The organism is Phytomonospora endophytica (genome assembly GCF_014202425.1).
GTDB lineage: Bacteria > Actinomycetota > Actinomycetes > Mycobacteriales > Micromonosporaceae > Phytomonospora > Phytomonospora endophytica.
This window is the reverse complement of the sequence record NZ_JACHGT010000012.1, coordinates 137,749-159,764: the sequence shown is the minus strand read 5'-3', so window position 1 is coordinate 159,764 and position 22,016 is coordinate 137,749. Positions and strand designations below refer to the sequence as shown.

Sequence of the window (22,016 nt, the reverse complement as noted above, 5' to 3'; positions counted from 1 at the left end):
CGGGGCGGTTGTCGTTGGTGCGGCTGGCGGGGGACTCGGCACCGCGGCGGGGCGGCGCCCGATCCGTGCGGGGCGGTTGTCGTTGGTGCGGCTGGCGGGGGACTCGGCACCGCGGCGGGGCGGCGCCCGATCCGTGCGGGGCGGTTGTCGTTGGTGCGGCTGGCCGGGGACCCGGCACCGCGGTGGGGCCGAGCCCGATCCCATGCCTTTCAGGCGGTTTCGTTCGCCGCCGCCAGACCAGCACGGTCACGATCCGGTAAAGCTCGCGGGACATACGCATCCCTTTGCCCGCAAACAGCGTCTTCCTTGATGAACGGCTCGAACCAGCCGGTTCGGCCCGCATAGTCCAAGGAGTGCGCATGCGGCGTGTCCCGCTCAAGCCCGCGCTGACGGCCGTTCTCGCCGTCGTGGTCTTCCTCGCCACCGAGGTTCCGGCGCACGCGGCGGGAAGTTCCGTACCGTTCCTGGCGGTGTTGCGGTCGCCGTCGACGGGTTTGAACGTGGTGATCGCCGCCGTCGTCGGCCTGGTCGCCGGGGGGCTGACCTTCTACCTGCGCACCCGCGGCCGCCGCGGTGAGGACCGCGACTGACTTTGCACGCGAACCCCTTGCGGGACCCGGCGCATCCCACCTGCGCCGGGTCCCGTGCTTTTCGCGCGTGCCCGACGCCACTTGTGACACCTACTTGCCCAATGTGCGCGAGCCTGTAAGACTTGAGCCGTGTACGGCAACGACATCCCCGAACAGCCCGGGACCGCCGGCCTCCTCGACGAGGTCGCGGCCGCCGAACGCGACCTCGCCGGACGTGACCACGACGCCTCGGCCGACCCCACCGCCTACTTCGACGCCGTCATCGCCGCCGACGGCAAGATCGAACCCCGCGACGAGATGCCCGAGGCCTACCGCAAGGGCCTGATCCGGCAGATCGCGCAGCACGCGCACTCCGAGATCATCGGCATGCAGCCCGAAGGCAACTGGATCAGCCGCGCCCCGAGCCTCAAGCGCAAGGCGATCCTGCTGGCGAAGGTCCAGGACGAGGCCGGGCACGGCCTGTACCTGTACGCCGCCGCCGAGACCCTCGGCATCGACCGTGCCGAGCTGTACCGCCTCCTGCTCGCCGGGAAGCAGAAGTACAGCTCGATCTTCAACTACCCGACGCTGACCTGGGCCGACGTCGGCGCCGTCGGCTGGCTCGTGGACGGCGCGGCGATCGTCAACCAGGTCCCGCTGTGCCGGTGCTCCTACGGGCCCTACGCGCGCGCGATGATCCGGATCTGCAAGGAGGAGTCCTTCCACCAGCGGCAGGGCTACGAGATCCTCTACACCCTCGCCACGGGCACCCCCGAGCAGAAGGCGATGGCGCAGGACGCCGTCGACCGCTGGTGGTATCCCTCGCTGGCGATGTTCGGGCCGCCCGACACCGACTCGACGCACTCCGCGCAGTCGATGGCCTGGAAGATCAAGCGCTTCAGCAACGACGATCTGCGGCAGAAGTTCGTCGACATGACCGTCCAGCAGGCCGGTGTGCTCGGCCTGGTGCTGCCCGATCCCGGCCTGTCGTGGAACGAGGAGCGCGGGCACTGGGACTACACCCAGCCCGACTACGACGAGTTGTTCACCGTCATCAAGGGCGACGGCCCGTGCAACCGCGAGCGGATGGCGCACCGGCAGGCCGCCTGGGACGACGGGGCCTGGGTACGGGAAGCGGCCATGGCGTACGCCGAGAAGAAGAAGGTGACCACGTGACCGCCGTCCCCCTGTGGGAGGTCTTCGTCCGCCCCCGGCGCGGCCTGTCGCACCAGCACGTGGGCTCGCTCCACGCCCCCGACGCGACCATGGCCCTGCGCAACGCCCGCGACCTCTACACCCGCCGCGAGGAAGGCGTCTCCATCTGGGTCGTGCCGGCCGCGTCGATCACCGCGTCGAGCCCCGAGGAGCGCGACGCCTTCTTCGACCCCGCCGCCGACAAGATCTACCGCCACCCGACCTTCTACGAGGTCCCCGAAGGAGCCGAGCACATATGACAGGCGTGGACGACGTGCTCGCCCTCGGCGACGACGCACTCATCGCCGCGCAGCGGCTGGCGGAGTGGACCACCAACGCGCCCGAACTCGAAGAGGACATCGCGCTGGCCAACATCGCCCTCGACCTGCTCGGCCAGGCGCGTCTCCTGCTCACCTACGCCGGTGAGCTCGAAGGCGAAGGCCGCACCGAGGACGACCTCGCCTACCTGCGCGGCGACCGCGAGTTCCGCAACGTCCAGCTCGTCGAGCTGCCGCGCGGCGACTTCGCCGACGCGCTCGTGCGGATGCTCTTCTTCGCCCTCTACCAGCGCGAGCTCTACGACGGGCTGGTCATCGGCGACGACGCGCGCCTCGCCGAGATCGCCGCCAAGGCGGCCAAAGAGGTCGCCTACCACGTCGACCACTCCACACTGTGGACACTCCGGCTCGGCGACGGCACCCCCGAGTCGCACCGCCGGGCCCAGGAGGCCGTCGACCGCCTCTGGCCGTACACGCACGAACTCTTCGAAGGCGACGTCCCCCGCGAAGGATGGCTCGCCGCCGTCGACGCCGTGCTCGCCGAGGCGACGCTGACGCGACCGTCCGATGAGGACTCCCGCTTCCGGCCCACCGGCGGCCGGAAAGGCGTCCACACCGAGCACCTGAGCTACCTGCTCGCCGAGATGCAGGTCCTCCACCGCGCCCACCCCGGAGCGTCGTGGTGACCACGGCCCTCGACGCCGCCGCCCGGGTCCCCGACCCCGAACTGCGCGTCGTCACCATCGCCGACCTCGGCATCCTGCGCGACGTCAGCGTCGGCGAGGACGGCACCGTCCACGTCACCATCACCCCGACCTACTCGGGATGCCCCGCCATGGACGCCATCCGCGCCGACATCGCCCGCGAGCTGACCGCCGAGGGCTACCCCGACGTCGAGATCCGCACGGTCCTGTCACCGCCGTGGACCACCGACTGGATCAGCGACGAGGGCCGCGCCAAACTCGCCGGCGCCGGAACCGCCCCGCCGCCCGCCCGCAGCCTCCCGCTGCTCGCGCGCACCCCCGTCTGCCCGCACTGCGGATCGGCCCGGGTCGAGGAGATCAGCCGCTTCGGTTCCACCGCCTGCAAATCCCTGTGGCGCTGCCGAGGCTGCGCCGAACCCTTCGACCACGTGAAGGTGCTGTGATGCCGGGTACGCCGAAGATCTCGCTGTCCACCCCGGTCAAGCGCCGCCCCGGTTTCCACCGGCTGCCGGTCGCCGAGGTCCAGCGGCTCACCGACGAGGCCGTGCGCGTCACCTTCGCCGTCCCCCCGAAACTGCGCGCCGCCTTCGCCTTCAAGCCCGGCCAGCACCTCACCCTCAAACTCCCCGGCACCGACGCCGATGTCCGCCGCTCCTACTCCATCTGCTCCACACCGTCCACATTGGCCGGTGAAGGGCTCCTGCGCATCGGCGTCAAGGGAATCCCCGGCGGACTCTTCTCCGGCTACGCCAACACCGAACTCCGCGCCGACCACACCGTCGAGGTGCTGCCCCCGCTCGGGCACTTCACCACCGACCTCGACCCCGCCCGCACCCGCGCCTACGGCGCCGTCATCGCCGGATCCGGCATCACCCCGGTACTGTCCCTCGTCGCCACCACCCTGGAGACCGAACCCGACAGCACCTTCCTGGTCATGTTCGGCAACCAGAGCGCCCGCACGGTCATGTTCGCCGACGCGCTCGCCGACCTCAAAGACCGCTTCCCGCAACGGCTCCAGCTCGTGCACGTGCTGTCGCGGGAGCCGCAGAGCGCCGAGCTGCTGTCGGGCCGCATGGACGCCGATCGGCTTCCCCGGCTGCTGGACGCCTTCGCGCCCGGTCAGCGCGTCGACGAGTGGTTCCTGTGCGGCCCTTACGGTCTGGTGACCGGCGCGCAGAAGGTCCTGGCCGAGCGCGGCTACACCGACGAGATGGTCCACCACGAGCTCTTCTTCGCCGAGGAGATCCCCGAGCCGACCGTCGCCGACACCGAGCGGCCCGAGGGCAGCACCGAGGTCACCGTCGTGCTTGACGGCCGTGCCTCGACGTTCACGATGCGCCGCGACGAGCGGGTGCTCGACGCGGCGCTGAAGGTCCGCCCCGAGTTGCCCTTCGCCTGCAAGGGCGGCGTGTGCGCCACCTGCCAGGCGAAGGTGCTCAACGGCGAGGTCACGCTCGCGCGCAACTATGCCCTCACCGAGGCGGACCTGAAGTCGGGCTACGTCCTGACCTGCCAGGCGAGCCCGACGACCGACGGACTGACGGTGGACTACGACGCCTGAGGGTCGTGGGTCCGGCTCCTCATACGCAGAACCAGGCGCACCAGGGCGACGAGCGCCGCGAAGACGCCGACGCCCAGCAGGAAGCCGCCGAACACCACGTCCCTGCCGTGGAAGCCGTCGAACACCAGGTACGAGCCGTGGATGCCGCCGAATCCGAGGTATCCGGTGACCTCGTTGTAGGTCAGCGCCCACACCGCCGGGCCGAGCAGGATGAAGGCCCAGGCCCCCTCCGCCCGCCGCAGCAGTCCGGAGATCACGAGCGCGACCAAGGCGGCCGCGGCGACGGCGACTCCGGTGTTGCGCAGCCATTCGAACTGGTAGAGGACTTCGGTGTACAGGAGCGGTTCTTCCGGCACCGTCCCCAGTGCGATCACGGCTCCGGCCACTGTGGACAGCGGAGGCAGCACCCGCCCGATCGTGCCGCCGCGCACGTACAGCAGCGCAGTGCCGCCGGTGACGACCATCGCGAGCAGGATGAAGGGTTCGAGCGGCACCCTCTCCAGGGTGGGCTCGATCAGACTCAGCGCACCTGTCGCGAGCTGCGCGAACAGTCCGGCTCGGCGGATCCACGGCCCCTGCAGGATCGGCGCGGCCAGCGCGATCGCCATCCATGCCAGCCAGGGCACGGCCGCGGGCGTCTGGAACGGGCCCCAGTCGCCGAAGCCGATGCCTTCCCAGGGGAGCCCCGCCTTGGTCTCGATCCCGAAGAACAGCAGCGCCGAGAGCATCCCGACTCCGCTCAGCCCCACGACCCCGGCGATCCGGGCGCCGCCTGCGAAGCCCGGCGGCACCGTGCGCGTCCACTCTCGTAGCGCGCCACCGGCCACGTCGAGACCGTCCCTCATGGACGGACGCGTCCGTTCCGGTGGCGCGAGGTCGAGGTAGGTCGCGACCATCTCCTCTTCGCGCAGGTCCCGCCAGGATCGCGGGTAGAGGCGCAGCAGGTGCCGGTAACGGGTTTCGAGGTTCACGACCGCCTCCCCGCCCGCTTGTTCTGCGCGAGCACGGCGAAGGCGAGGACGGCCGCGGTGATCGCGCCGACCAGCAGCAGCGCGGACAGGACCTCGGTGAGCTGGAAGGTGGTGAAGTCGGTCCCGAGCATCAGTGCGGGCAGGACGTGGGTGAGCAGGGCGATCGGCCCGGCGAGCACCGCCAGCGCCCACCATCCTTCGGTTCGGTGCAGGAAGGAGAGCACCACGGCGGTGGCGAGCACCGTGGAGGCCAGGGCGCAGCCGAGCATCTGGGGCGTGTTCTCCGGTGGTACCGCCGACTGCCCGACCGCCGTCACGAGCGCGGCGGCCGGTGCGGCCAGGCGCACGGCGAGTCGTCGGCCGTCGCCGAGGACGAGCGTCAGCCCACCGAGCGCCAGGACCGGTGCCAGATCGCCCATCAAGACGTCGAACCAGGCGGTGTACCCGGTGCCGAGGACCAGGAGGACCGTGAAGGTCAGCGCGGCCGCGGTGAGCCTTCGGCGCCACCGGGCGCGCAAGACGGTCGCGCCGACCGCCACGGCGATCCAGGTGATCCAGGTGGCCTCGTCGAGGAACCCGAGAGGGCCGGGTTCCGCGGGCGCGAGTCCCGTTGTCTCGACGGCCGGCTGGAGCAGCCAGAGCGCCGCCAGGATCGCCACGGCGATCAGGGAGAGTTCGGCGGCGAGCCGGGTTCCCCCGCGCAGTCCCGATTCCCCGGCCAGCCGCAGGCGCGTGCGGAGGGCGCCGCGCGCCACATCGAGACGGTCCGATATGGACGGACGGCTCGCCCCGGGCGGGGTGCCGTCGAGGTAGGTGGCGGTCATCTCGTCTTCGCGGGACCGGCGCCAGTGGCGGGGGTAGAGGCGCAGTAAACCCCGGTAGCGGCGTTCGAGGGCGGTCTCCGGACTCATGCCTCGCCCCCCGCCGGGCGCGCGAACCCCAGGCGGCCCAGGCGACTGCTCGCCGCCTCGACGTTGCGGCGCAGGCGCTCGGTCTCGGCCTGGAGGACGCCGGCGCCCTCGTCGGTGAGGCGGTAGTAGCGGCGCAGGCGGCCGTCGACGACCTCTTCACGCTCGACGGCGATCAGCGCGTCCTCGGTGAGCCGGTCGAGCGCGCCGTAGAGGGTGCCCGGGCGCAGGGTGACGCGGCCGTCGGACAGGTCCGAGACCTCGGTGATGAGGCCGTATCCGTGCAGCGGCCCGGACGCGAGCGCGGTGAGGATCAGGAACGTGGGTTCCCGCAGCGGTGTGCTCATCGCGTCAATGTATCGGACGCAATGATATTCCGCTAGCCGTTATATACCGTCGTTCTGAGCGTCCCAGTCGGCACGGGCCGTCGCGATGGCGTCCTTGTGCTCGCGCGACCAGTCCGACAGCGCGAACACCGCCCCGGCGAGGCTCCGGCCGATCACCGTCAGGTCGTAGTCGACCTGCGGCGGGATCGTCGGGTACTGCGTGCGCGAGATCAGGCCGTCGCGGGTCAGCCGCCGGGTCGTGACGGTCAGCATCCGCTGCGAGATGCCCGGGATCGCGCGCTGCAACTCCCGGAAACGGCGGGTGCCCTTCGACAGCTCGACGACGACGAGGACGGTCCACTTGTCGCCGAGGCGATCGAGGACGTCACGGATCCCGCAGTCGTCTTCGCCACAGGGCCCGAGGTGGGCGGCCGGTGTGGCCTCGTGGGTTACCTCGGTGTGCGCGACTGACATGGAAGTGCCTCCTTACGCCCGGGACGGCGGCCTTCCATCCTGGACCACGAACCCCCCGGACACAACGAAAGGCCGACCGCGATGATCCTGGTCACCGGCGCCTCCGGCGCCCTCGGACGACTCGTCACCGAACACCTCGCGGAGGTGCCCGGTCTCACGGTGGTCGCCGGTACCCGCGACCCGGGCGCCTGGAACGGCCCACAGGTCGAGGTCCGCGCCGTCGACTTCGACGACCCCGCCACCCTCCCCGGCGCCTTCGGCGGCGTCACGACCCTCGTGTTCATCTCCGCCGGCTTCGCCGAGGACGACGTCGTCTACGCCCGCCACAAGGCCGTCGTCGACGCCGCCACGGCCGCCGGCGTCCGCAACGTCGTCTACACCAGCCTCACCGGCACCGCCGACCGGCTCAGCATCGCCGTCGCCCACCGCTACACCGAACGCGTCCTCGCCGAGGCCCCCGTCGCGACCACGATCCTGCGCAACGGCCTCTACGCCGAACTCGTCGCCGGAATGCTCGCCGCCCCCGCCCTGGCGACCGGACGCCTTCCCGGACCGATCCGCGACGGCCGCGTCCCCGCCGTCGTCCGCGCCGACCTCGCCGAGGCCGCCGCCAACGTCGCCGCCGACATCGAACGCGGCTCGACCGTCCACAACGGACGCGTCTACGAACTCGAAGGCCCCGAGGAACTCGGCCTCGACGACATCACCGCCCTGCTCGCCGAAGCCGGCCGGCCCGGCGTCGAAGACGGCGGATCCCTCGCCGACCTGCGCGAGGCGGGCGCCGCCGCCCCCGGATACCAGACGGGACACACCGTGTCCATCTTCGCCGTGGTCGCGGGCGGCCTCATCACCCGCGGCGACAGCGACCTGCCCGAACTGCTCGGCCGCAAGCCCACCCCCGTCCGCGAACACGTCGGCCAGGTCCTCGCCCACCTCGCCTCCGCCGCCGGGTAGCGGAAAGCCGGTGTGTCCACATGGGACACACCGGCTCTTCTGTCGTGTCGCTACTTCACGTGCAGCCGGTGCGCGACCTCCTCGCGCAGCCACGGGAGCTTGTCGTGGATCCCGCCCGGGCACAGCGTCGCGTTGAAGTCCATGTGCCCGTAGATCTCGCTCGGCGCGATCTCGTACTGGTAGCAGATGTAGGCGCAGAAGCGGATGAGGCTCTTCCACTGCTTGTGCGTCGGCAACTCGCCCAGGTGGTAGGAACCGTCGTTCTCGATCCCGATCGACTGCGTGTTCTGCCCGACCGTGTGCGCGCTCTGGACCATCGTCGTGCCGCCGAGCAGCGCGTCGAGGCTGCCCCGGCGGCCCTCGGTGAGGAAACCGCCCCGGCTGTTGGTGAAGTGCTGGCCCGAGTCGTTCCAGCCGTTCTTGTCCATGTGCAGGTTCTGGATACTGCGCGAGTTCGCGAAGGCGTAGTCGAGCGAGAAGTCCGTGGTGTTCGGGTAGGCCGTGTGGTGGACGATGATCTTGTTCGGGCGGTTCTGCAGGATCGTCGGCGGATCCACCGGCTGACGCGCACCCCACTCCTCGCAGGAGTAGATGCGCGGCTTCTTCGGCTTCGGCTTCGCGCTCGCGGCGGTCGCGGTCAGCGGAATGATCGCCGCCGCGGCCGCCAGACCGGCGGCCCCGGTCAGCAGCGTACGACGGGCGAGGTTGTGACGGTCGGACATGGAATCTCCAAGGCCAGGCGTGGTGTAGGGCGAGGGACATCCTGGCATTGGGCTACGCGCGTGGGAAGGGCCGCGAAGATTTTCTTCGCCGACGAGTGGATCAATCCCTGGCGAGGACGAGGATCTCGTTGGGGGTGATCGTGCCGTTGGCGCGAAGTTCGTGGACGGCGAGGGTGCGCAGGGCGAAACCGAGAAGGGACAGCAGCGACTTCGGCCCCCCATCCATCCGCTCAAAGCACTCGACCACCACGACACGCGCCCGCCGCGAGGCCAGCGCCCGATAGCGCCTCGGCGCCGAGACCAGCAGCCGGGTGTTCGCCGCCAGCTCGTCCAGCGGGGCCCGCACGACCTCGGGCCACTCACCGCACGCCGGATCGGCCAGGTGCTCCAGGATCGCGCCGAGCCCGAACGCCACCGGGCCTTCCTCGTACACCCTCCGCGGCGCACGACGCCCGATGTCCGCGGTCACCAGCGACGCCACCTGCTCGCCCGAGATCTCGAACGGGTCCACCACGCCCGGCGGACACCACAGTCCCACACTCTCGGGAAGCTGCACCCACACGCAATGCGGTCCGAACTCGGGTGCGCGCCGGTCCTCGATCTCGGCCGGGGTGGGAAGGCGGTACAGGATCTCACCGGCGACCCACGACGCGGCGAGACTCGCCGCCACACCGAACGGCACCTCGGTCGCCACGGCCAGCGCGCGGGGGCGAAAGAAGGTGGAGTAGGTCTGCTCCCAGGAGATCGGCGCCGTCAAGGCCGCACCCGTGGACAGGCGCGTGGTCTCCTGCAGCCACCGATCCAGACGCCGTGCCCGGAAAACGGTGTCCACCCGGCGATCGGCGTCGGCGAGCAGGGCGGTGACCGCCTCCGCGTCGGCCTCACGGCCCAGGTCGACGGCGTCCAACGCCAGCGCCACGGCGTCCGAGACATTGGCCTCCACGCAACGCCGCAACAGAGCGGTGACGTCCGAACCCGAGGCCCACAAACGGATCGTCTCCGACCACCACGGGTCGGCGACCAGATCGAGCAGGAAGTCGCTCGCGCCTCGGGCCTTGATGTCGGCGGCGGCCAGATACTCCTGCAAAGTCAGATGCGCGAAGGCGAGGGTCCCTTCCTGCGGCTCAACCAGCAGGCCACTGCGCACGGCTTCACGAAGGAATGCCCCCGCGGCCTCCACCGGCCTCATCCGCAGCAGCGCCTCCCGGACGACGGCGTGCGCGTCCTCCACCGGGATGTCGCGCAGCCTGCGCTCCATCATGCGGCAGGCCAGGACCCGCGCCACGTGCTCCTTCTGCTCGCCGCTCAGCTCGGTCTTGGGGCTCGCCAGCCCCTTCGCCTCCCGGCGCCGGTGCAGCAGCACCGCGCACATCTCCTCGTACAACCGCGCGCGAGTACCCGGCAGCGCTCCCCGGTACCGGTGCACCAGCGCGATCATCGTCAGCAGCAGGGGATTGGCCGAGAACTCCGCGAGGGCGGGATGGTCGGCGAGACGCGACAGCAGATCGTCGGCGGCCTGGCGGGCCCGGGCCGAGGTCGCCGGGCCGTCCTCACCGGTGCCGCGACGCTCGACCGCTTCGTACCAGGCCCGCAGGAAGCGCGCGACCTGTGCGTCGGTGAACGGCTGCACCTCGACGCGATCGGCCTTGGCGAGGGGGTTCTCGTCATACCCGTACGACCGTGACGTGATCACGAAACGATTGCCGGGGTAGGCACCGATCTGCCTTCGCAGCCACTCGACGACCATCCGCCGCTGATCCTCGCCGGCGACCTCGTCGAGACCGTCGAGCATCACCAGACAGTCGCGCGCGTGGAGCCTCGCCGCCAGCCACTCCGGAGGCGTCCGGGACGACGCGGCGAGGGCGGCGAGACTCACCTCGGGATCGGCGACGATCACCTGAGCGTGCTGCCGGATCTCCAGCAGAATAGGGAGTCTGCCGCGTTTCTGTGTGCTCATGGAAAGCGTCTGATGACGCAACAGAGTCGTCTTTCCCGACCCCGGCCCGCCGATCACCGCGACCACACCGGACTCGCTCTTCTCGATCACTTCCAGCAGACTCCGCCGCCTGATCTTCGCCGCTCCGAAATCGACCGCGGATTTGGGCACCAGCGCCACATCCACGTAGACGTCCCCGAGTTTCAGGGTGAACTCGCCCTGCGTCGCGACCCCCAGAACCTCCAGGTGCCGTACGTGCTCGTGCAGGCTCTCCAGGTACCGCTTGCGGTGCCGTCGCAGTCGGCGATCGATCCGGTCCGAGGACGCCGGTGCCCACTTCAGGAACAGGTTCTGCACCACCAGGAGCACGAAGGCCAGCGGCACCGTGATCCCGAGCGCCACCACGGCGGTGAGCCAGGGCGCGAGACCGAACTGGGTCGCGAGGGTGGTTCCGAGGACTCCGCCGAGGCCCACCAATCCGAGCCCGACGAGTTGCCCGCCCGATTTCCCCGGACCCGAACCCCCGTGTACCGCCATCCCCCAAGTAAACCCGAAACCGACGATCACGAATCGACCGTCCCCTTTGGGCGATCACCCCCGCCTTCTCGTTATCCCGCAAGGGAAAGCGCACAATTGAATCAGTCGCCAAGATTGCCCCGTGGCCGGTCGGGCCCGGCCGGTCTCACGAGGCTCGAAGGGGGAGCCCAATGTGGACTTGGACGTTCTGGAAGCAGGCGCTCGAACGCGCCATCAAAACCGCCGCGCAGGTCGGCGCGGCCCTCCTCGGTGTCGCCGGACTCGGGATTCTCGACGTCGACTGGAAGTCGATCGGCAGCGTCGTCGCGCTGGCGATCGTCGCGTCGTTCCTGACCAGCATCGCCACCAGTGAGGTCGGCCAGGCCAACTCGCCGAGCGCCGTCGCGGTCAACCCGGCCGCGCCGGCGCCCGCGCCGACCGTCGTGCTCCCGACTCCGGCGCCCGTGGCGCCGGCCGTCGTCGCCGACGACGCGGACGGTGATGCGGTGCCGGCTCCGGCACCCGCGGAGTAGACACCTCGCGACGGCCCGGACCGGCAGGTTCGGGCCGTCGTTCGCGGGGCCGTTTCGGCTGGGATCCGCGCGGCCGGTTTCGCCCGCTTATGTGTACCCAGTGTGGTGACGGGTTACTTGTGGGTAGAAGGTCCGGGCGCGGATGCGCGCGCTGGTCGGCGGCGGGTAGGCTTCATGTGTTTCCGCAACGGGCACGCGGAGACACATGGCCACGGCGTCAGTGACCGGCATGGGCATGCCGTGTCTAGTCGTGGCGGCCTCGCCGGAGGTTGCAAGGGCAATGCAGTTACATCTCCGGCGAGGCCCTTTTTCATGGCCGCGGGCGCTACGGCCGGATGAATTATGGGTGACTACTTCCTTCGGCTTCGTTCGGCGCCGTGCCATTGCCGCCCGCCCCCGTCGACGCCTCCCGGTGAGCCGCCTCACTCCACCGGCGTCCCCCGCGTTTGCCTCCCCCGACCCCGACCCGTACACTGGGCCGTCGGAGAAGCCCGCCTGCTCTACTGGCGTGCGCCCAAAGGGTGCATTCAACGGTTGATGCGGTAGGTTTCACCGGTAACACCTAGGGGTGTGGCGCAATTGGTAGCGCAGCGGTCTCCAAAACCGCAGGTTGCAGGTTCGAGTCCTGTCGCCCCTGCTGCCGAAGGCACACCGGCATCGCCGGACGACTGCGAGCTTAAGGACGCGACGTGGCCGACAAAGATCGCCGGGGTGACGACGAGGCTGACAAGACCGAGGCCGTCGAGGGCTCGGGCAAGAAGGACGCAGGTTCGGCCGAGAAGAAGGACGCGAAGAGCTCCTCCTCCAAGGCCGACAGCGCGGCGAAGACCGACAAGAAAGCCGAGCCGACCAAGAAGGCCGGCGAGGGTGAGGGCGGTCACGGACGCGGGCCGATGCGCTTCGTCCGCGAGGTCATCGAGCAGCTGCGCAAGGTCATCCGGCCGAGCCGCAAGGAGCTCCTTACCTACACGGCCGTCGTGCTCGTTTTCGTCAGCGTGATGATCGCCTTGATCTCCGGCCTCGACCTCGGTTTCACCAAGCTGATCTCGCTGACCTTCGGTAGCAGCGACACTGGTCAATAAACCGTAGAAGAGAGAGCAAGAGTGCCTGAGAACAACGAGACCGAAGAGGTCCTGACCGAGGTCGACGCCACGGTCGAGACCGAGGAGGTCGACGAGACTCCCGACGCCGCCGATGAGGAAACTCACGACGCGGTCGAGGAGCTCCGGCAGGCGCTGCGCTTCGCTCCCGGCGACTGGTACGTCGTGCACTCCTACGCGGGTTACGAGAACAAGGTCAAGACCAACCTGGAGAGCCGCATCACCTCCCTCGACATGGAGGAGGAGATCTTCCAGGTCGAGGTCCCGACGCAGCAGGTCGTCGAGATCAAGAACGGCAAGCGCTCCCACGTGCAGGCCAAGGTCTTCCCCGGCTACATCCTCGTCCGCATGGACCTCACGCCGGAGTCCTACTCCTGCGTGCGCAACACGCCCGGCGTCACCGGCTTCGTCGGCGCCACCGACCGTGTCGACCGTCCGACCCCCTTGACCCTCGAAGAGGTCCTCAAGTGGCTCGCGCCGACCGTCGACGAGGGCAAGTCCGAGGGCGGTTCTTCGCGTTCGACCGAGATCAAGGTCCTCGACTTCGAGGTCGGCGACTCCGTCACGGTCACCGACGGTGCCTTCGCCTCGCTGCCGGCCACGATCAACGAGATCAACATCGACCAGCAGAAGCTGAAGGTGCTCGTCTCGATCTTCGGGCGGGAAACCCCCGTCGAGCTGAACTTCAACCAGGTCAGCAAGATCTAGCCGAGCTAGGCTTCACAGTCGTCCCCCGGCACCTGCCGGGGGTTCAACCGAAAAACCCATCACGGGGCATGGCAGCGAGCGCTGTCGGAGTGGCCCGGTAAGGAAGAGCAATGCCTCCCAAGAAGAAGCTCGTCACGACGTTCAAGCTGGAACTGACCGCCGGTCAGGCCACCCCGGCCCCGCCGGTCGGCCCCGCGCTCGGTCAGCACGGCGTGAACATCATGGAGTTCTGCAAGGCGTACAACGCCGCGACCGAGGCCTCCCGTGGCGAGATCGTCCCGGCCGAGATCAGCGTCTACGAGGACCGCTCGTTTACGTTCATCCTGAAGACCCCGCCCGCCGCGAAGCTCCTGCTCAAGGCCGCCGGTGTCGACAAGGGTTCGGGCGAGCCGCACCGCCTCAAGGTCGGCACCGTGACCAAGGCGCAGGTCCGTGAGATCTCCGAGCGCAAGCTCCCCGACCTCAACGCCGTGGACCTCGACATGGCCGACCGCATCATCGCCGGCACCGCCCGGTCGATGGGTCTGACCGTCGTCGACTAGTAAGACCCGTTCCAAGTGGCAGGGCCGCATGCTGGCCCGCGACCACACCATCCGTCAAGGAGGATGTCCCATGCAGCATGGCAAGAACTTCCGCAAGGCCGCGGAGCAGATCGACAAGAACAAGCTCTACTCCCCGCTTGAGGCGACCACCCTCGCCAAGGACACGAGCGTCACGAAGTTCGACGCGACCGTCGAGGTCTCGATGCGTCTCGGCGTCGACCCTCGCAAGGCCGACCAGATGGTGCGCGGCACCGTCAGCCTCCCCCACGGGACCGGCAAGGTCGTCCGCGTGATCGTCTTCGCGACCGGTGAGAAGGCCGAGGCCGCGGTGGCCGCCGGTGCCGACGAGGTCGGCAGCGACGAGCTCATCAAGCGCATCCAGGACGGCTGGCTCGAATTCGACGCCGCCATCGCCACCCCGGACCAGATGGCCAAGGTCGGGCGCATCGCCCGCATCCTCGGCCCGCGCGGCCTCATGCCGAACCCGAAGACCGGCACGGTCACCGTCGACGTCGCCAAGGCCGTCGCGGAGATCAAGGGCGGAAAGATCGCCTTCCGCGTCGACAAGCACTCGAACCTGCACCTGATCATCGGCAAGACCAGCTTCACCGCCGAGCAGCTCGCGGAGAACTACGCCGCCGCCGCCGACGAGGTCAACCGCCTCAAGCCGTCCTCGGCCAAGGGCAAGTACCTGAAGAAGGTCACCGTCTCCACCACCATGGGGCCGGGCATCCCGGTGGACCCGAGCAAGGTCCGCGAGGCCGTCGACGCCTAGTCGCCACGCTTCAGCACATGGCCGCGCTCCCATCGGGAGCGCGGCCATGTGTCGTTTGGCGCTGGCTCTCGCGTGCTACACAATGGGCGCGACCCTTTGCAACCGGCTCTTCGAGGTTTCCCATGCGCGGCAGCTTGGCCCGCGTCGCGTCGACGGCGGCGGCGGTGCTCCTGGTGCTGCCCGCGGCCCCGGCGCAGGGCCGTGAGGAAACCGTCGACTGGTACCTGGGCGCGATGAGCGCCGAGCGGGCGCAGCGGCTGGCCAAGGGCGACGGCGTGACGATCGCGGTGATCGACACCGGGGTCGACGGCACCCATCCCGACCTGGCCGGACGTGTGCTGCCGGGCGCGACGGTCGACCACGCGGGCGTCGTCGACGAGAACCTTCCCGGTGACGTGGACCTCTCCGGTCACGGTACGGCCATGGCGGGCCTGATCGCGGGGCTCGGCATCGGCGACGGGGCTCCGCTGGGGGTGGCGCCGCTGTCGCGGATCCTGCCGGTGCGGGTCACCCGCGCCGACGACGGGACCCTCGATCCCGAGCACGTGTACGCGGGCGTGCGCTGGGCCATCGCGCAGGGCGCGAAGGTGGTGAGCCTCTCGCTGTCGGGGAAACCGACCGGCGAAGCGCCCTGGAAGAGCGAACTCATCGAGCACGCCATCGCCGAGGACGTCGTCCTGGTCGCCGCCGCGGGAAACCGCAGCGACGTGGAGGTGCGGGTCGGTGAGCCGGCCTCGATCCCGGGCGTGGTCGCGGTGTCCGGGCTGGGGCGGGACGGGTCGGTGTGGCCCGGCTCGGTGACCGGCGGGCCGGTCGTGCTCAGCGCGCCCGCCGAGGACCTCCCGCACCTGACCGTCGACGGCGGCTGCGAACGCGGGTCGGGGACCTCGGGCGCGGCGGCGCTCGTCGCGGGCGTCGCGGGGCTGATCCGGTCGCGCTATCCCGACGCCTCGGCCGCCGACGTGGTCAACCGCCTCATCCGCACCGCCCACGACGGCGGCAGCCCCGGCCGCGACCCGGGTTTCGGTTTCGGGTCCGTCGACGCCTACGACGCGCTGACCGCGACCGTCGCGCCGACCGACCGTTACCCCCTCGACGTGCCCGAGCAGCTGGTCGTCGAACCGGCGCCGCCCTCGGCCGACGGGATCGGCACGGGCTGGTGGCTCCTCGGCGGAGGCTCCCTGCTGGGGACCGGCACCGTGGCGTGGGTCGCCTTCCGGAGGCGGGCGAGGACCCCCGCCAGCAGGTAGAACTCCCCGTGTTACAGTTGCTCGTTCCACGTAACCCGAAGACCGCCGGTCGTCGGCCTCGATTCGTCGAGAGTCGGCCCAAGGAGTCGCGAGCGATCGCGAACGGCCCGCGCAGGGAGACACGAGTGCCAGGCCGGTTTCGGCCCTTGCCCCGTGCGCCTCTGCGCCGGGGTTTTTCGCATTCTCCACTCACCGCACGGTCCTCCCGATCGTCTCCGAGAGGAGGAACATGACGGACAAACCAGTTCGCGAAGACAAGGCGACCGCGGTCGCCGAGATCACCGAGCAGCTGAAGAGCTCGTCCGCCGCGGTGGTCACCGAGTACCGCGGTCTGACGGTCTCGCAGATCACCGCTCTGCGCCGCTCGCTGGGCGAGGGCTCGTCGTACCGGGTCGCCAAGAACACCCTGGCCAAGCGTGCCGCCGAAGAGGCGGGCATGACCGGCCTCGACGATCTGTTCAGCGGCCCGACCGCCCTGGCGTTCACGACCGGTGACCCGGTCGAGACCGCCAAGGGGCTCAAGAACTTCGCCAAGGACCACCCGGCCCTGATCATCAAGGGCGGGTTCATGGACGGCAAGGCCCTCAACGCGGCCGAGGTCATGAAGATCGCCGACCTCGAATCCCGTGAGGTGCTGCTGGCCAAGCTCGCCGGCGCCATGAAGGGCAACCTCACCAAGGCTGCCGGGCTCTTCCAGGCCCCGCTGTCGCAGGCGGCCCGCGTGGTCGCGGCTCTCCGCGACAAGCACGAGGCGCGCGAGAACGGCTAGTTCTCCAACCGCTCCAAGAACCGCACAAGACGTTAGAAGAACCGAAAGGAAGCCGCAATGGCGAAGCTGAGCACCGAGGAACTCCTCGACGCTTTCAAGGAAATGACCCTTCTTGAGCTCTCCGAGTTCGTGAAGCAGTTCGAGGACACCTTCGAGGTCACCGCTGCCGCTCCGGTCGCCGTGGCCGTCGCCGGCGGCGGCGCCGGTGGCGCCGAGGAAGCCGTTGTGCAGGACGAGTTCGACGTCGTCCTTGAGTCGGCCGGCGAGAAGAAGATCGCGGTCATCAAGGAGGTGCGCGCGCTCACGAGCCTGGGCCTCAAGGAGGCCAAGGAGCTCGTCGAGGCCGCCCCCAAGGCCGTCATCGAGAAGGTCAACAAGGAGACCGCCGACAAGGCCAAGGAGCAGCTCGAAGGCGCCGGCGCGACCGTCTCCCTCAAGTAGTTCCCGTCTCCTCGTAGACGCCTGAAAGGGCGGCGCACCGACGGTGCGCCGCCCTTTCGCGTACCCGGATACAGTCGGGCGAAGTCGATCAACGAGGAGCCACCATGCCCACCGCCATCGTCACCGGAGCCGCGCGCGGGATCGGCGCCGCCGTCGCCGCCCGCCTCGTCCGCGAAGGGCACGCCGTCGCGCTGCTCGACCGCGACGCCGTCGCGCTCGCCGAGACCGCCGGGAACCTCGGCGCCGAAGGCGGGAAGGTCGTCGCCGTTCCGACCGACGTCACCGATGAGGCCGCGGTGACCGCCGCCGTCGAGCTGACCGCCGAGAAGCTCGGGGCGCCGACGATCCTGGTCAACAACGCCGGATACGCCCGCGACGGTGAGATCGGCGACCTGAGCAACGACGACTGGGACGAGGTCTTCGCCGTGCACATGCGCGCGACCTTCCTGACCTCGCGGCTCGTGCAGCGGTACATGGTCGAGGCCGGGTGGGGACGCGTCGTCAACATCTCGTCGATCTCGGCGCTCGGGCACGCCGGCCGCGTGAACTACTCCGCGGCGAAGGCCGGGATCATCGGTTTCACCAAGGCGCTCGCCAATGAGCTGGGCCCGAAGGGCGTGACCGCGAACGTCGTCGCGCCGGGTTTCGTCGTGAGCGCGATGACGGCGAAGACCGCGCGGCGGCTGGGCCGCGACTTCGAGGAGCACCAGCGCATCGCGGCGGAGTCGATCCCGGTCCGGCGGGTCGGGGAGCCCGAGGACATCGCCAACGCGGTGGCGTTCTTCACCGGCGAGGCGGCGGGCTTCGTGACGGGCCAGGTCCTGTACGTCTCCGGCGGAGCCTGACGCCCATAGGGTGAGACGGCCGTCCCGCGATATGGTCACGCGGTCTAGGGTGCCGGAATGACCTACACACACGGACACCATGCCGCGGTACTGCGTTCCCACCAGTGGCGCACGGCCGAGAACTCCTGCGCCTACCTGTTGCCGCACCTCAAGCCGGGCATGACGCTGCTCGACGTCGGCTGTGGCCCGGGGACGATCACCGCCGACCTGGCGCGCCTCGTCGCGCCCGGCGCGGTGACCGGCATCGACTCCGTCGGCGTGCTCGACAGCGCCGCCGAGGCGGTCTCGGGCTTGCCGAACGTGGAGCTGGCCACCGGTGACGTGATGGCGCTGGACTATCCCGACGACACCTTCGACGTCGTCCACGCCCACCAGGTGCTCCAGCATCTGGCCGACCCGGTGGGCGCTCTGCGGGAGATGCGCCGGGTGGTCAAACCGGGCGGGATCGTGGCCGCGCGCGATGCCGACTACGAGGCCTTCACCTGGTACCCGGCCTCACCGGTCCTCGACGAGTGGCTGGACGTGCAGCGGGCCGTGCACCGCTCGAACGGCAGCGAACCCGACGCCGGCCGGCGCCTGCTGTCATGGGCGCGGGAGGCGGGTTTCCCCGAGGTCACCGGCGGCGGTTCGGTCTGGTGTTACGCCGACGAGGAGTCGCGCGCCTGGTGGGGCGGCATGTGGGCGGAGCGGATCGTGGACTCCTCGGTCGCGCGGCACGCCGTCGAACAGGGCCGCGCCACCGAAGAGGACCTGCGACGCATGTCGGCGGCCTGGCTCGCATGGAGCCGGGCCGCCGACGGGTGGTTCGTGGTCGTGCACGGTGAGGTGCTGGCGCGGGGGTGACCGCCCTCGCACCCGTCAGTCGCCGGTGAGGATGACCAGCTCCTGCGTCGCGCGCGTCATCGCGACATAGCGGTCGACGGCTCCTTCGACGCCTTCGCCGAAGGAGCCGGGGTCGACGAGGACGACCAGGTCGAACTCCAGGCCCTTCGACAGGCTCGGCGTGAGCGAGCGGACCCGGTCGGTCGCGGTGAAGTCCGGGTCGCCGATGACGCAGGCGACGCCCTCGCCCTCGGTGTGCTCGGCCAGCCAGGCCTCGACGATGTCGCCCAGTTCCGACACCGACCCGTGCCGGACGGGGACGCCGCCGCTGCGGATCGAGGTCGGGACGTTGGCGTCGGGGATCGCGGCCCGGATGACCGGCTCGGCCTCGGCCATGACCTCCTCGGGCGTCCGGTAGTTGATCGTCAGCGAGGCCATGGTGACCTGGTCGAGGCCGATGCGCGCGAGCCGCTCCCGCCACGACTCGGTGAAACCGCGCCTGGTCTGGGCGCGGTCGCCGACGATCGTGAAACTCCGCGAGGGACAGCGCGACAGCAGCATCTGCCACTCGGCGTCGGTGAGCTCCTGCGCCTCGTCGACGACGACGTGCGCGAAGGTGCCCGACAGGGGGTCGGTCTCGCCGGTGACGACGCCGTCCTCGTCGACGATGACGCTCTGGGCGTCCTCGTCGCGCAGCATCGTCACCAGGCCGATGCCGTCGACCTGGTCGCCGCCGGCGTCGCGAGCGGCGGTGATCAGGTCGTCGACGACGGCGTTGCGGCGCTCGCGCTCGGCGGCGACGGTGGCCTCGTTGCGGCGTTTGCGCTCCCAGGCCTCGGCGTCGCCGAGGCGCTGCCGGGCGGCGTCGAGGAGCGGCAGGTCGGACACCGTCCAGGCCTTCGGATCCGCACGCTGGAGCTTCGCGACCTCCTCGCGGTCGAGCCAGGGCGCGCACATCCGCAGGTAGGCCGGCACCGTCCACAGGTCGCCGACGACGTCGGCGGCGTCGAGCATCGGCCACGCCCGGTTGAGGGCACTGTTGAGCGCCCGGTTCTGGCGCAGTGACCCGCGCAGCTGCTCGTCGGCGACGTCCTCGTCGTGTTTGGCGGCGAGGATCTCGACGAGCTCTTCGAGGATCTGCTCGCGGGCCTCGTTGTGCGGGGTGCCCGGCTCGACGGCGGAGAACGCCGACTTCCAGTCGCGGGCGGTGAGCCGCACGTCGGCCCAGTGCGTCTCGATGACGATGCCCTTCGCGGGCGGGTCCTCGTAGAACGTGACGGCCTTCTCGATGCCCTTGACCAGGTCCGCCGAGGACTTCAGCCGTGCCACCTCCGGATCCGGCTCGACCGCGGCCGTCGCGCCCTCCCACACCAGGTCGCGCAGCGTGCAGGTCTGCACGCCCTCCTCGCCGAGGCTCGGCAGGACGTCGGCGACATAGTTCAGGTAGGGCTGGTGCGGACCGACGAACAGCACGCCGCCACGCCCATGGCCGAGGCGCGGATCGGCGTAGATCAGGTACGCCGAGCGGTGCAGCGCCACGACCGTCTTGCCCGTACCGGGACCGCCGTCGACGACGAGCGCGCCACTCGAACCCGCGCGGATGATCGCGTCCTGGTCGGCCTGGATCGTGCCCAGGACGTCGCGCATCTGCGCCGAACGGTTCTGGCCGAGACTCGCGATGAACGCCGACTGGTCGTCAAGGGCGGCGGCGTGCCCGGCGAACTCGTCGGCGGTGAAGACCTCGTCCCAGTAGTCGGTGATCCGCCCGCCCGTCCACCGGTAGCGACGCCGGCTCGACAGGCCCATCGGGTTGCCGTGCGTCGCGCCGAAGAAGGGCTCGGCCGCCGGCGAACGCCAGTCGAGCAGCAGGCGACGCCCGTCCTCGTCGGTGAGGGGCAGACGGCCGACGTAGACCGGTTCACCGTCCTCGCCGACGATGCGTCCCAGACACAGGTCGAGACCGAAGCGCCGCAACGCGCGCAACCGGCCCGTCAGCCGGTGGACCTCGAAGTCGCGGTCCATGGCGGCCTGACCCGTGCCGCCCTTCTGCTTACGGGTGACGTCGAGCCGCGCCGACAGGTCGGCGATCGTCCGCTCCAGACAGGCCGCGATGTCGGCGAGATGCCGCTCGTCCTCGGCGATCAACGCCGGATCGGCCTTGGCGGCGAGACGTTCGGGAAGATCGAATGCGGTGGACGTCACGTCAGAAGCTCCCATCGAGCAGCGGTTTCGCGGCGACCGAGGCGCCGTCGGTACGGATCTTGCCTGCGATTTCAGTGGCCCGTGCTCCGATCTGCGGGGACAAGACGCTCGCGAGCGTCCAGGGCGGGGGTGTGGCTCTCATGCGTGAGGGGTGCGGCGGCGGGCCACCGTTTGTTCGAGACGGCTTGGGTGGTGGTCGTCTTGTTCGAGACGGCGTGGTTGACGGTCGTCGCCGAGCGGCGGTGGACTCCGCGCGTCTGGGGTGTGTGGCGTTTGGGGGGTGGGGGCGGGGTTGACCTTGACGGCGACATCGACGTCGACGTCGATGGGTGCGGTGGCACGCTGAAGGAGGCCTGACGGGTGGAGCGGGTCCTGTCGGTCAGGAGCGGGTGTGCCGGAGGACCGTGGGGGGTGACGGGCTCGTGGGGGCGGTGGGTGGTGGGTGGTGTGCGCAAGGAGTCCTCGGTGGGTTGGTGCTGGGTAGAGGGCGATTCTGCACCATGGGGGTGGGGGAGTGAGGGGGGCGGGTGTGGGGGTGTGAGGGGGGTGCTGTATATAGATTGGTAGTGGCGGGGGAGTTCGGTGGGGGCTCTGGGGTCTGGGTTCGCGACCGCGCTGGAGTTGGGTTGGTAACCGCTTCGGGGCTGCGTTGCACCTGCCGCGTGTGTGTTGCCTGCGCTCGTGGCCGTAGCCGTCGCCGTCGCCTTCGTCTCTTACCTGCGCTCGCGGTGGGGGTGGCCGTTCACCGTTGCCCACCCGCTCCACCGTTACCCACCCGCTCCACCGAGAGTCCAACGCTCCGTCGAGAGCCCACGCTCCGTCGAGAGCCCACGCTCCGTCGAGAGCCCACGCTCCGCCGAGAGTCCACGCTCCGCCGAGAGTCCACGCTCCGCCGAGAGTCCCACGCTCCCCAGTT

Annotated in this window: 25 protein-coding genes and 1 tRNA gene; 18 read left to right on the top strand and 8 right to left on the bottom strand. The window is 70.1% G+C overall.

The annotated features are described in order from the left end of the window. Nucleotides 1-359: 359 nt before the first annotated feature. The 6 genes from HNR73_RS26095 (at nt 360) to paaE (ending at nt 4,306) form a co-directional block, all read left to right on the top strand. Complete coding sequence (locus HNR73_RS26095) at nt 360-590, top strand: hypothetical protein (RefSeq protein WP_184790265.1); 231 nt, start codon at nt 360-362, stop codon at nt 588-590. A 129-nt stretch (nt 591-719) separates the two neighbouring features. After that, nucleotides 720-1,745 (top strand): 1,2-phenylacetyl-CoA epoxidase subunit PaaA, encoded by a 1,026-nt coding sequence (gene paaA, locus HNR73_RS26090; RefSeq protein ID WP_184790264.1) that lies wholly within the window; start codon nt 720-722, stop codon nt 1,743-1,745. Continuing rightward, a complete protein-coding gene (paaB, locus tag HNR73_RS26085) occupies nt 1,742-2,023 on the top strand; it encodes a 1,2-phenylacetyl-CoA epoxidase subunit PaaB (RefSeq protein WP_184790263.1) in 282 nt (93 codons plus the stop codon). Before paaA ends, paaB begins: the two co-directional genes overlap by 4 nt. Next, a complete protein-coding gene (gene paaC / locus HNR73_RS26080; protein ID WP_184790262.1) occupies nt 2,020-2,727 on the top strand; it encodes a 1,2-phenylacetyl-CoA epoxidase subunit PaaC in 708 nt (235 codons plus the stop codon). The genes paaB and paaC overlap by 4 nt, the downstream gene beginning before the upstream one ends. Then, nucleotides 2,724-3,188, top strand: coding sequence for a 1,2-phenylacetyl-CoA epoxidase subunit PaaD (paaD, locus tag HNR73_RS26075; RefSeq protein WP_184790261.1), 465 nt, complete (start codon nt 2,724-2,726; stop codon nt 3,186-3,188). Before paaC ends, paaD begins: the two co-directional genes overlap by 4 nt. After that, the gene (paaE, locus tag HNR73_RS26070; protein WP_184790260.1) at nt 3,188-4,306 is read left to right on the top strand and encodes a 1,2-phenylacetyl-CoA epoxidase subunit PaaE; all 1,119 of its coding nucleotides are present in this window, start codon (nt 3,188-3,190) and stop codon (nt 4,304-4,306) included. Before paaD ends, paaE begins: the two co-directional genes overlap by 1 nt. On the opposite strand, the gene HNR73_RS26065 is transcribed toward paaE, so the two are convergent. The 4 genes from HNR73_RS26065 to HNR73_RS26050 are packed head-to-tail and all read right to left on the bottom strand — an operon-like array spanning nt 4,294 to nt 6,985. Beyond that, nucleotides 4,294-5,277, bottom strand: a complete 984-nt coding sequence (locus HNR73_RS26065; RefSeq protein WP_184790259.1) for a hypothetical protein — start codon at nt 5,275-5,277, stop codon at nt 4,294-4,296. The genes paaE and HNR73_RS26065 overlap by 13 nt on opposite strands. After that, nucleotides 5,274-6,188: a hypothetical protein gene (locus tag HNR73_RS26060; RefSeq protein ID WP_184790258.1), complete on the bottom strand. Its 915-nt coding sequence runs from the start codon at nt 6,186-6,188 to the stop codon at nt 5,274-5,276. The genes HNR73_RS26065 and HNR73_RS26060 overlap by 4 nt, the downstream gene beginning before the upstream one ends. Further along, the gene (locus tag HNR73_RS26055; protein ID WP_184790257.1) at nt 6,185-6,532 is read right to left on the bottom strand and encodes a PadR family transcriptional regulator; all 348 of its coding nucleotides are present in this window, start codon (nt 6,530-6,532) and stop codon (nt 6,185-6,187) included. The genes HNR73_RS26060 and HNR73_RS26055 overlap by 4 nt, the downstream gene beginning before the upstream one ends. 39 nt (nt 6,533-6,571) lie before the next feature. Next, nucleotides 6,572-6,985 carry a winged helix-turn-helix transcriptional regulator gene (locus tag HNR73_RS26050; RefSeq protein ID WP_184790256.1) on the bottom strand — a complete coding sequence of 138 codons (414 nt, stop codon included), beginning with the start codon at nt 6,983-6,985 and terminating at the stop codon, nt 6,572-6,574. An 81-nt stretch (nt 6,986-7,066) separates the two neighbouring features. Here HNR73_RS26050 and HNR73_RS26045 point away from each other — a divergent pair, with 81 nt between their 5' ends. Further along, on the top strand, nt 7,067-7,939 hold the full coding sequence (locus tag HNR73_RS26045; protein WP_184790255.1) for an NmrA family NAD(P)-binding protein: 873 nt from the start codon (nt 7,067-7,069) through the stop codon (nt 7,937-7,939). Between the two features lie 50 nt (nt 7,940-7,989). Here HNR73_RS26045 and HNR73_RS26040 read toward each other — a convergent pair whose 3' ends face one another. Then, nucleotides 7,990-8,661, bottom strand: coding sequence for a peptidoglycan recognition protein family protein (locus HNR73_RS26040; protein WP_184790254.1), 672 nt, complete (start codon nt 8,659-8,661; stop codon nt 7,990-7,992). Between the two features lie 100 nt (nt 8,662-8,761). Continuing rightward, entirely contained in the window at nt 8,762-11,164 is a 2,403-nt protein-coding gene (locus HNR73_RS26035; RefSeq protein ID WP_184790253.1) for an NACHT domain-containing protein, read from the bottom strand. 140 nt (nt 11,165-11,304) lie between these two features. Between HNR73_RS26035 and HNR73_RS26030 the strand changes: the two genes are divergently transcribed. The 11 genes from HNR73_RS26030 to HNR73_RS25980 all read left to right on the top strand — a co-directional run bounded on the left by HNR73_RS26030 (nt 11,305) and on the right by HNR73_RS25980 (nt 18,919). After that, nucleotides 11,305-11,646: a holin gene (locus HNR73_RS26030; protein WP_184790252.1), complete on the top strand. Its 342-nt coding sequence runs from the start codon at nt 11,305-11,307 to the stop codon at nt 11,644-11,646. Between the two features lie 564 nt (nt 11,647-12,210). Continuing rightward, a tRNA-Trp gene (locus HNR73_RS26025) sits at nt 12,211-12,283 on the top strand. A 52-nt stretch (nt 12,284-12,335) separates the two neighbouring features. Beyond that, on the top strand, nt 12,336-12,728 hold the full coding sequence (gene secE / locus HNR73_RS40890; protein ID WP_203686905.1) for a preprotein translocase subunit SecE: 393 nt from the start codon (nt 12,336-12,338) through the stop codon (nt 12,726-12,728). A gap of 21 nt (nt 12,729-12,749) precedes the next feature. Next, nucleotides 12,750-13,454: a transcription termination/antitermination protein NusG gene (gene nusG / locus HNR73_RS26015; protein ID WP_184790251.1), complete on the top strand. Its 705-nt coding sequence runs from the start codon at nt 12,750-12,752 to the stop codon at nt 13,452-13,454. A 110-nt stretch (nt 13,455-13,564) separates the two neighbouring features. Next, nucleotides 13,565-13,996 carry a 50S ribosomal protein L11 gene (rplK, locus tag HNR73_RS26010; protein ID WP_184790250.1) on the top strand — a complete coding sequence of 144 codons (432 nt, stop codon included), beginning with the start codon at nt 13,565-13,567 and terminating at the stop codon, nt 13,994-13,996. A 70-nt stretch (nt 13,997-14,066) separates the two neighbouring features. Then, on the top strand, nt 14,067-14,771 hold the full coding sequence (rplA, locus tag HNR73_RS26005; RefSeq protein ID WP_184790249.1) for a 50S ribosomal protein L1: 705 nt from the start codon (nt 14,067-14,069) through the stop codon (nt 14,769-14,771). Nucleotides 14,772-14,893: 122 nt separating this feature from the next. Beyond that, nucleotides 14,894-16,021, top strand: coding sequence for a S8 family serine peptidase (locus HNR73_RS26000; protein ID WP_184790248.1), 1,128 nt, complete (start codon nt 14,894-14,896; stop codon nt 16,019-16,021). Nucleotides 16,022-16,250: 229 nt separating this feature from the next. Continuing rightward, complete coding sequence (gene rplJ, locus HNR73_RS25995; RefSeq protein ID WP_184790247.1) at nt 16,251-16,790, top strand: 50S ribosomal protein L10; 540 nt, start codon at nt 16,251-16,253, stop codon at nt 16,788-16,790. Nucleotides 16,791-16,847: 57 nt separating this feature from the next. Further along, nucleotides 16,848-17,231 carry a 50S ribosomal protein L7/L12 gene (gene rplL / locus HNR73_RS25990; RefSeq protein WP_184790246.1) on the top strand — a complete coding sequence of 128 codons (384 nt, stop codon included), beginning with the start codon at nt 16,848-16,850 and terminating at the stop codon, nt 17,229-17,231. A gap of 104 nt (nt 17,232-17,335) precedes the next feature. After that, a complete protein-coding gene (locus HNR73_RS25985; RefSeq protein ID WP_184790245.1) occupies nt 17,336-18,076 on the top strand; it encodes an SDR family NAD(P)-dependent oxidoreductase in 741 nt (246 codons plus the stop codon). A gap of 57 nt (nt 18,077-18,133) precedes the next feature. After that, nucleotides 18,134-18,919 carry a methyltransferase domain-containing protein gene (locus tag HNR73_RS25980; protein ID WP_184790244.1) on the top strand — a complete coding sequence of 262 codons (786 nt, stop codon included), beginning with the start codon at nt 18,134-18,136 and terminating at the stop codon, nt 18,917-18,919. Between the two features lie 15 nt (nt 18,920-18,934). Here HNR73_RS25980 and helR read toward each other — a convergent pair whose 3' ends face one another. Together helR and HNR73_RS25970 are read right to left on the bottom strand one after the other, a co-directional pair. Next, complete coding sequence (gene helR, locus HNR73_RS25975; RefSeq protein ID WP_184790243.1) at nt 18,935-21,115, bottom strand: RNA polymerase recycling motor ATPase HelR; 2,181 nt, start codon at nt 21,113-21,115, stop codon at nt 18,935-18,937. Continuing rightward, nucleotides 21,102-21,242, bottom strand: coding sequence for a hypothetical protein (locus tag HNR73_RS25970; protein ID WP_184790242.1), 141 nt, complete (start codon nt 21,240-21,242; stop codon nt 21,102-21,104). Before HNR73_RS25970 ends, helR begins: the two co-directional genes overlap by 14 nt. Between the last annotated feature and the right edge of the window lie 774 nt (nt 21,243-22,016).

Excerpts from the sequence above, each read along its gene's own strand:
- rplL (WP_184790246.1), top strand. The coding sequence starts at position 16,848 with ATGGCGAAGCTGAGCACCGAGGAACTCCTCGACGCTTTCAAGGAAATG.
- HNR73_RS25970 (WP_184790242.1), bottom strand. The coding sequence starts at position 21,242 with ATGAGAGCCACACCCCCGCCCTGGACGCTCGCGAGCGTCTTGTCCCCG.
- rplK (WP_184790250.1), top strand. The coding sequence starts at position 13,565 with ATGCCTCCCAAGAAGAAGCTCGTCACGACGTTCAAGCTGGAACTGACC.
- HNR73_RS26040 (WP_184790254.1), bottom strand. The coding sequence starts at position 8,661 with ATGTCCGACCGTCACAACCTCGCCCGTCGTACGCTGCTGACCGGGGCC.
- paaC (WP_184790262.1), top strand. The coding sequence starts at position 2,020 with ATGACAGGCGTGGACGACGTGCTCGCCCTCGGCGACGACGCACTCATC.
- HNR73_RS26050 (WP_184790256.1), bottom strand. The coding sequence starts at position 6,985 with ATGTCAGTCGCGCACACCGAGGTAACCCACGAGGCCACACCGGCCGCC.
- HNR73_RS26045 (WP_184790255.1), top strand. The coding sequence starts at position 7,067 with ATGATCCTGGTCACCGGCGCCTCCGGCGCCCTCGGACGACTCGTCACC.
- HNR73_RS26000 (WP_184790248.1), top strand. The coding sequence starts at position 14,894 with ATGCGCGGCAGCTTGGCCCGCGTCGCGTCGACGGCGGCGGCGGTGCTC.
- rplJ (WP_184790247.1), top strand. The coding sequence starts at position 16,251 with ATGACGGACAAACCAGTTCGCGAAGACAAGGCGACCGCGGTCGCCGAG.
- HNR73_RS26030 (WP_184790252.1), top strand. The coding sequence starts at position 11,305 with ATGTGGACTTGGACGTTCTGGAAGCAGGCGCTCGAACGCGCCATCAAA.
- HNR73_RS26060 (WP_184790258.1), bottom strand. The coding sequence starts at position 6,188 with ATGAGTCCGGAGACCGCCCTCGAACGCCGCTACCGGGGTTTACTGCGC.
- HNR73_RS25985 (WP_184790245.1), top strand. The coding sequence starts at position 17,336 with ATGCCCACCGCCATCGTCACCGGAGCCGCGCGCGGGATCGGCGCCGCC.
- helR (WP_184790243.1), bottom strand. The coding sequence starts at position 21,115 with ATGGGAGCTTCTGACGTGACGTCCACCGCATTCGATCTTCCCGAACGT.
- HNR73_RS26095 (WP_184790265.1), top strand. The coding sequence starts at position 360 with ATGCGGCGTGTCCCGCTCAAGCCCGCGCTGACGGCCGTTCTCGCCGTC.
- paaE (WP_184790260.1), top strand. The coding sequence starts at position 3,188 with ATGCCGGGTACGCCGAAGATCTCGCTGTCCACCCCGGTCAAGCGCCGC.
- HNR73_RS25980 (WP_184790244.1), top strand. The coding sequence starts at position 18,134 with ATGACCTACACACACGGACACCATGCCGCGGTACTGCGTTCCCACCAG.
- rplA (WP_184790249.1), top strand. The coding sequence starts at position 14,067 with ATGCAGCATGGCAAGAACTTCCGCAAGGCCGCGGAGCAGATCGACAAG.
- HNR73_RS26055 (WP_184790257.1), bottom strand. The coding sequence starts at position 6,532 with ATGAGCACACCGCTGCGGGAACCCACGTTCCTGATCCTCACCGCGCTC.